The organism is Roseovarius halophilus (ex Wu et al. 2025) (assembly GCF_047086965.1).
Map to the genome: position 1 here is coordinate 1 of NZ_JBKOTX010000226.1, position 7,780 is coordinate 7,780.

The 7,780-nt window shown below is 67.9% G+C and carries 5 protein-coding genes; 1 reads left to right on the forward strand and 4 read right to left on the reverse strand.

What is annotated here, in order from left to right:
* On the reverse strand, positions 1-4,605 hold a 4,605-nt coding region (locus tag ACH107_RS27535; protein WP_412508875.1), incomplete at its 3' end, for a pre-peptidase C-terminal domain-containing protein.
* Between the two features lie 400 nt (positions 4,606-5,005).
* Here ACH107_RS27535 and ACH107_RS27540 point away from each other — a divergent pair.
* On the forward strand, positions 5,006-5,545 hold the full coding sequence (locus ACH107_RS27540; protein WP_412508877.1) for a hypothetical protein: 540 nt from the start codon (positions 5,006-5,008) through the stop codon (positions 5,543-5,545).
* Here the strand turns inward: ACH107_RS27540 and ACH107_RS27545 are convergent.
* From ACH107_RS27545 to ACH107_RS27555, 3 genes are all read right to left on the reverse strand, one after another.
* Complete coding sequence (locus ACH107_RS27545) at positions 5,532-6,401, reverse strand: Brp/Blh family beta-carotene 15,15'-dioxygenase (RefSeq protein WP_412508878.1); 870 nt, start codon at positions 6,399-6,401, stop codon at positions 5,532-5,534. The genes ACH107_RS27540 and ACH107_RS27545 overlap by 14 nt on opposite strands.
* Positions 6,398-7,507 (reverse strand): lycopene cyclase family protein, encoded by a 1,110-nt coding sequence (locus ACH107_RS27550; RefSeq protein ID WP_412508879.1) that lies wholly within the window; start codon positions 7,505-7,507, stop codon positions 6,398-6,400. Before ACH107_RS27550 ends, ACH107_RS27545 begins: the two co-directional genes overlap by 4 nt.
* On the reverse strand, positions 7,494-7,780 hold a 287-nt coding region (locus ACH107_RS27555), incomplete at its 5' end, for a squalene/phytoene synthase family protein (RefSeq protein ID WP_412508881.1). The genes ACH107_RS27550 and ACH107_RS27555, both read right to left, overlap by 14 nt.

Consider the following 7,780-nt stretch of genomic DNA (forward strand, 5'->3'; position numbering starts at 1 on the left):
AACCGCATCGGCGCGCGCGGCGGCGATGACCGCGCTGTCGGTGCCCGCCCCGCCATCGACCGTGTCGTCCCCGGCACCGCCCGAAAGCGTGTCATCACCATCGCCCCCCGACAGGCTGTCATCGCCGCCCGCCGCGACGATCGTGTCGTCGCCGGCCAGTCCGTGGATGGTGTCGTCCTGCGGTGTGCCGGCGCGGGTTTCGAGGTAGTTGTCCTCGGCCAGGTCATACCCGGTCCAGGCTGCGAGCGTGCTTTCCACGTTCACCGGCGCGTTCGCGAAATCGTAGGTCGCGATCAGGAAACCGCCCTGGTAGAGCGACAGCGCGCTCAGCGTTCCCTTGATATGCTCCGCGCGGGCCGGATCGTTCTTCTGGAAGGTGCCCGTCAGTTCCACGAGGAAATCGCTGCCCGTCGCCTCCTCGAAGAACAGCACGCGGCTGTCGTCGGCCTCGGTCACCGGGCCGTCCAGCTTGACCGCCTCGGGCGTGCTGGTGATCTGCAGGGCCTTGCTTTCGAAGTTCACGTAGCGCATGTCGGCCGTCGAGTCCTCGATTGCCACATCCAGCGCCGCCCTCGGGTCGGCCGCGGCGGGGGCGTCATCGGTCGACGACGCGCTCAACGCGCTCGCGCTGGTGGCCGATGCGAGCGTGAAGTCATCCGCAACCGCGTAGTTTACGCCGTATCCGAGATCCTCGAGCGCCCCGATTGTCAGGCGGCTGAGCGGGTTCGGCGGGGAATCGATGAACCCGGTCATCAATTCGTTGGTGAAGATGCTTTCTTCCCAGTGGCCGCCGGCCGTGCCGCGGCCGCCGTCATCCTCGACCGGGACGGATGTCGCGGAGGGGTCGGCAAGGGTGCGGTATTCGTTCAGCGCGCTGGCGCCCGTGTATCGGAAATTGCCGCTGAGGCCCAGGAACTCCCACAGGGTGCCGATGCCCAGCACATGGCCCATTTCGTGAATGATGACGTCCTGCAGGATCCCGTCTTCCTGCATGCCGGCCAGATCGGCGTCGTCGAATTGCATCATGCCGGCATAGGGCAGTGACGTGGCGGCGCGGAACGCGTCCGGGCCCGCCTGCCCGAGGATGCCGCCGGGGCCGTCGATCGACGTCACCGAGGCATCGATCCGCAGGTCGTCCACCAGCCCGAGCGTCGCGTCCGAGACATCCGGCAAATCCGTGGTTATGGCTTCCTCCCACCGGGCGGCGGCGGTTTCGAAGACGGGCAGGAAGGCGTTGTCGCCCGAGAAATCGACGGTGATGTCGAAGGCGCCCGCCGGCGGCCGGGCGGTCTGCGCTTCGCTCAGCGACAGCTTGTAGGTCCCGGTCGCGCTGCCGAAGCCACCGGCGCTCAGGAAATGGGTGCCGGTCGTGTCCGGCGTGAATTCGAGACGGCTGTTGCGGCCCTCGCCGGCATCGTCGTTGAACGTGCCGTCGATCGCGTTGCCCGCGCCGTCGAAAACACCGCGGATGAACGGATCGCTCAGCGTGCCCGAAGCGGTCGGGCTGCCTTCGAGGTCGATCACGTAGGTCGTGCCCGCCTCGAGCGTGGCCGCGAACCAGTCGGTGTCCTCCGCGATTTCCAGCGCCCCCGTGGCGCTTGCGTTCACCGCGACCCGCCCCGCCGTGGACGTGTCCGCGGCGAAATCGTCGGCCGGGCCCTCCGGCGCCTGCGCGTCGACCGAGATCTTGTAGCTGCCGGTATTGTCCGCGTAGGCGGCAGCGCCGAGGTAGAAGGTGCCGGTCTCGGCCGCGGTGAAGTCCACGCGGCTGTTCAGCGTTGTGCCGTTGTCGTCATTGCCGGTGTCGGGGATCAGGTTTCCCGATCCGTCATGGATACCGGTCAGGAGCGGGTCGGACAGGGTGCCGTCGCCGGTCGGCTGTCCCGCGAGGTCGATCGTGTAGGTTGTCCCGGCGATCATGTCGATCGCGAACCAGTCCTCGTCGCCGGCACTTTCGATCTCGCCCGAGTTCGTTCCATTTGGCGCGACGCTGCCCGCCGTCGACGGGTTGGCGGCGAAATCATCCCCGCCCGTGAGGTCCGTCACGGCGAGCTTGTAGGTGCCGGTTGAATCGCCGAAGGCCGCCGCCTCGATGAAATGGGGGCCGTCCTGCGTGGCGGTGAATGTCACGCGACTGTTGAGACCCTCGCCGCCATCATCGTTGAAAATGCCCAACGCGGTCTCGGACGGGTCGTGAATGTCGAGCAGCACGGGGTCGGAGAGCGTGCCCGACGATGTCGGGGCGCCTTCGAGGTCGAACTCGTAGGTGCGTCCTGCCTGCAGGTTGACCGCGAACCAGTCGCTGTCGCCGCCGGTTTCGATCTCGCCGGTCCCGGCGCCCCCGACGGTGACGCTGCCGGCGCTGGCGGCACTTGTGCCGAAATCGTCCGAGGCCGCCGGCCCGTCACCCTGCACGCGCAGCGTGTAGGTGCCGGTATTGCCGCCGAAGGCGGCGGCCGAGATGTAGAACCTGCCGGTCTCGGGTGCCTCGAAGTCGAGGAGGCTGTCGAGGCTCAGGCCGCTGTCGTCATTGAAGGTGTCGGGAATGTAGGCGCCGGTGGCATCGTAGATGCCATCGAGCAGCGGATCGGGCAGGGACCCGCCCCCGCCGCTGTCGCCGTCGAGCGATACCCGGTACGTGTCGCCGCCGGTCAGGTCCACGGCGAACCAGTCACGGTCGCCGGATGTCTCGATCTGGCCGGTGACGGGGGTGTTCAGCGGGGCCACGCCGGTGGTGGCGGTGGTGTCGGTGAAATCGTCGCCCGCAACCGCGCCGAGGTCCTCCACCGCGAGCGCGTAGGTGCCCGTCGCGTCGGCAAAGCCGCTGGCGGCGATGTAGTAGGTGCCCGCGCTGTCGAAGGTGAATTCGAGGTCGCTTTCGAGTATCTCGCCCGAATCGTCGTCGGTGCTGCCCGCCAGCAGGGTGCCGGCAGCATCATGGATGCCGGCCAGCAGGGGGTCGTCCAGCGTGCCGCCATCCGACCACGCGCCCAGCAGGGACACGCGGACGGTCTGCCCCGCGGTCGCGTCAAACGCGAACCAGTCCTCGTCGCCCGGCTGTTCCACCTCGCCGGTGACGGTGGCATCGGGCAGGATCGCGCCGGTGGTCGTGACGTCGCCGGCGAAATCGTCGCGCGGTCCGTTGTCGGTCACGCGCAAGGTGTAGCTGCCCGTGCCCGCGCCGAACGCACCGGCGGCGACGAAGAAGTCACCCGATTGTGACGGCGTGAACGCGACACGGCTGTTCAGGCTGGTGCCGTTGTCATCGTTCGTGGTGTCGGCGACAAGCTGCCCCTCGGCATCGTGGATGCCGCGCAGGAACGGATCGGCAAGGCTGCCGTCCTGCGTGGGCTGGCCTTGCAGGTCGAACGTGTAGGAGCGCCCACCCTCCAGCGTGACCGCGAACCAGTCGGTGTCGTTGCTTTCCTCGATGATGCCGGTTGCCGCGCCGTCGGGCGCGACAGCCCCGTTGGTGAGCGTGCTGTCCGCGAAATCGTCAAGGCTGGCCGTGTCGGTGACGCTCACCCGGTAGGTCCCGGTGGCGTCGTCATAGCCACCCGCGGCGACGTAGACGGTGCCGCTGTACGGCGCGGTGAAATCGAGCCGGCTGTTCAGCCCCTCGCCGCCGTCATCGTCCGAACTGTCGGCGAGAAGATTGCCGGCCTCGGTATGGACGCCGCGCAGGAACGGGTCCGTCAGGCTGCTATCTGTCGTCGCGGCGCCTTCCACGTCGATCGTGTAGCGCGCCCCGGCCACGACCTCGACGCCGAACCAGTCAACGTCGCCCGCGTCCTCCAGCGTGCCGGTGGCGGCGCCGCCAAGCGGCACGACGCCCGTCGTGGCCGGACTTTCGGGAAAATCGTCCGTCTGCCCACCGGACACGACCGCAAGCTCGTAGCTGCCCGTCGCCGTGCCGAAGGCGCCGGCGGAAATGAAGACCGACCCGTCGGCGGACGGGGTGATGGAGGTGAAGCTCTCCAGCCCGTCGAAATCGTCGTTCGCGGTGCCGGCGATCAGCGTGCCCGTCTCGTCAAGGATGCCGTGAATGAACGGGTCGGACAGCGTGCCATCGTCCGACGGCGCGCCTGTCAGGTAGATGTCGTAGGTCGTCCCCGCCGTCACCGGCAGTTCGAACCAGTCGCGGTCGTATTCGAAATCCACGGCGCCGGATACGGTACTGTCGGGCATGACCGTGCCACTGTCACCAGTCGTATCGCCGAAATCGTCGCTGATCTCGGGGGCCGAAACGCTGAGCGTATACGTGCCTGTTTCGCTGGAAAAGGCGCCGGCCGCGATGTAATAAACCCCGGTGGCGGACGGCGTGAACGCGACATAACTGTTCAGGGTTGGGTCGAGCGGGGAATCGTCGTTGAGCGTGCCGCTGATGAACGCGCCCGAGCTGTCGTGAACCCCCTCGATATAGGGATCGGACAACGTGCCCATCGCCGTTTCCAAGCCCTCGAGGCTGATTTCGTAGGTCAGCCCGCCCTGCAGCTGTATGGCAAACCAGTCGGTGTCGAACGCGTCCTCGATACTGCCGGTCGCGGTCCCCCCGGGCAGGATCGAGCCGAAGGTGGACGGGTCGGCGGAGAAATCATCGGGCATGGCTTGGTCCTTGGTTCCTGGGTGGTTCGATGAACCGCGTAGCTGGCGTGATCACGGGTGGCCCGTTATGCTTGCCTGAAGTGGCTCGGAGAATGGGGTCGGGCTCATCGAAGTCGGAAAAGTGTTTACATGTCGTTTATGACGATCAAATAAGGCCGATCTTCCTGCGAAAGTCAACGTTCTGATCCCGCTTGCGAGTGCAGGACGAGGAGCAGCATTTTCGCGATGACATGGATACGGTCCCGCGCCGGGCGTTTCATCCGTTTTGCGCTCGCCGCGACAGCGTAGCAGGTAGTTGGCCACTCGGTCGGTCGCGCTGCGCAGCCTGAGACCCGTGGAGGTCTTGACGACGGCCCGGTAGCATCGTGCCGGTTCCACCAGCACGGCCCGGGCAAAGGCGTTGTCCTGCTCGAACACACTGCGCACATCTGGCGAGGGCGCGGTGTTTGCCGCGCCGAAGTGTCAGGAGGGACGAGATCTGAACAAGCGACAGGGCTTCACCCGCACCGACCGGTACCGCGCACTGGGGCTGAGAAACTCCACCTGCGCGGTCTGCCTCGCCGTCTGGCCGGTCTTCTGGACCACCGGCGTCAAGATCAGGGGCGAGCTGGGGCTCGGCGACACGAAGCTCGGCCTGCTGGTGGCGACGACGGTGCTGACCGGATCGATCAGCCGGATTTTCCTCGGGGTCTGGACCGAACAGGTCGGCGGGCGTGTGATTTTCCCGCTGCAGATGCTCATCAAGACCGTCTGCGTCTGGGGGCTGACCAGCGTCACCAGCTATCCGGTGTTCGTCGTCGCGGCGCTGTGGCTCGGGCTTGCCGGAGGCTCCGTCATCGTCGGATGGAGTTCCCCCGGCTTGGAGGGCGATTCCGCGTGCGATCGGGCTGCTCTGCGGCGCGCGGTGCGAGGGGTACGCCTCATCGTCAATCGGTCGTGATGTCCGCGCGACGGAAGCGATCCACGAGGATCATGTGCGGCACGGTCAACGCGGCCAGACCGATGAAGATGACGCGGAGGCCTTGTTCGGTCATTCCCGCCAGTGTTCCCGTGATGCCCAGTCGCAACGGTACCAAGGCGACCAGCGTTACGATCAAAGACAAGACCAAAGCTATGCCGAGCGCCCGTCGCCCGTGCGGGACAGCCCGCATCGTCGAAGTGAAATGCCGGACGGAATGGAGGGCGCAGAAATAGACCGCGAAATACATCAGCGGTGGCAAGAACGTCGCGGTGGCCCAGAGGACCAACTGCTCCAACACGGCCGACACGGACACGCGTTGAGGGGTCAGCAAGGAAACGGCCAGCACCGCCAGTCCGGCGATGCCCGCCAGCGCCGCGGCATCGGCCGCCAGCACAGCGCCCCTCTGCGCGAGCATCGCGAAGATCGCCTCGACCTCGGCGTGGTGCAGCAGCGCCGGCGCGCCGACGGTCGCAAGGCCCCCGGACCAGCGCAGTGCCGGCAGACCCTCGGCCCAGTCCTCGGAAAAATGCAGCATCGCGTAGGCGAGGAACGCCAGCAGGGCCAACCCGGGCAGAAGCAGCCAGACCGCGACCACGGCGCCCGACAGCCCGAGATAGAGGGCCGCGAACGTCGCTTGCCGCGCCGGGCCTTGGAGTGGCCAGAGCGCCTCGGCGATCGGCAGGTCGAGCGCCCCGTGCGGCAGGCCGAGAATGGCCACCAGCGGCGCGAGGATCAGCACCTGAGCCGGCAGCGACGGATCGAAGAGGGCTTGCACCGCCGTGATGCCAATGGCGGCCAGCGCGAACAGGGCCGTCTGCCAGTGCGCCGCGATCATGCCGGGCGCAGGGCGGCACGCAGGAATGGCACCGTGGGAAGCGATGTCATGACCGACAGCCGATCCACCGGATGGATCGACCCGGACAGGAAGTGTTCGAGCCGGTCGGGGGCCGTGTTGCGGAAAAGGCTTTCGAACAGGGCCGGTCCTCGATCCGGCATGGTCTGGATGACCTGCAGGAACACCCTGTCCATGAAGCGGCTGACGGGCCCGTCGAGCGTGCCCGGCGCGTCGCTGCCCGTGGCCAGCGCCCGCGCCACGAGGTCGGCCTGCCGCTGGATCCGCGCGAAGGCGTAGCCGGTCGACGGGCGCGCGGCGCCGCCGCCCAGCCCCATGCGGATGCACCCGTCAGGCGCCGGGTCGTGAAAGCCGACCTGCATCGGCAGCGCGCCGTGCTCTTCGCGCAGCACTTCGTGATGGCCGGCCCCCAGCGTGTCGATCTCCTCGGCAAGCCAGGTCTCGAAGACGTCGCGGCCCGGCGATCGCGGGGCGAAGGACGTGACCTCGACCAGTGCGAGATCGCGCGCGTAGGGCAGGATGTAGACGAAATCGACACCGGCGCTGCGGGCGGGCCGGAACTGCATCAGCTGCACGACACCCGGGTCGAACACCGGCCGCTCCGTCCGGATTTCGCGGCCAAGGAAGAACTGACCGTAGCCGGGCAGCCGTTTCGGCGGCCGGGTGTCGATGACGTGGCGGGCGGTGAAGGCACCGGTTCCGGTCTCGATCTGCCAGCCCTGCGCGGTCTTGGCGACGTCCTGCGCCCCGGTCCCCAGCGATAGCTCGGCCGCGCTCGCGTCGTCCAGTAGCGCCTGCGCGCGGTCGTAGAATGCGCCGGCCCCGACGGTCTGATAGCGCAGGTTTTGCGAGGTGCGCCGGACGGCGCCGCCGGGGCCCGAGACATCCCAGGACGTCCAGGAGGCGCGCACGCAATCTTCGAACGGGTCACGCGCCGTGCGCCAGAAGCTCCAGGCGCGATCCTCCGAATAGGCCGCGCGCGGCTCGATGACGCGCAGGCTGCGCCCCGCCGCGGCGAGCCGAACCGCAACGCTGAGACCGGCGCATCCCCCACCCAGAACGGCGATATCGACGTCAGGTCGCGGCATGGTTTGTCTCCTGCCGCCGGATCACACCGGTGCGAAGCTGCGCGCCCGCCGCCGTCACGAACAGCCGCGCCTTGCGATGCCTCGGCACCACGACACGCCCCGCCAGGGCATCGCAATCGCGCGCCCGCAACTCTTCCCCGATAGCGGCATAGAGGTCCGACGCCGCCGCGACGGCCAGCCGGAGCCTTGGCGGAAGGGCCGGCAGCCCCGACCGGCCGGATCGGTAAAGCGCATCGGCCCGCGTCAGCAGCGTGGCCACCGCCGCCCGCACGT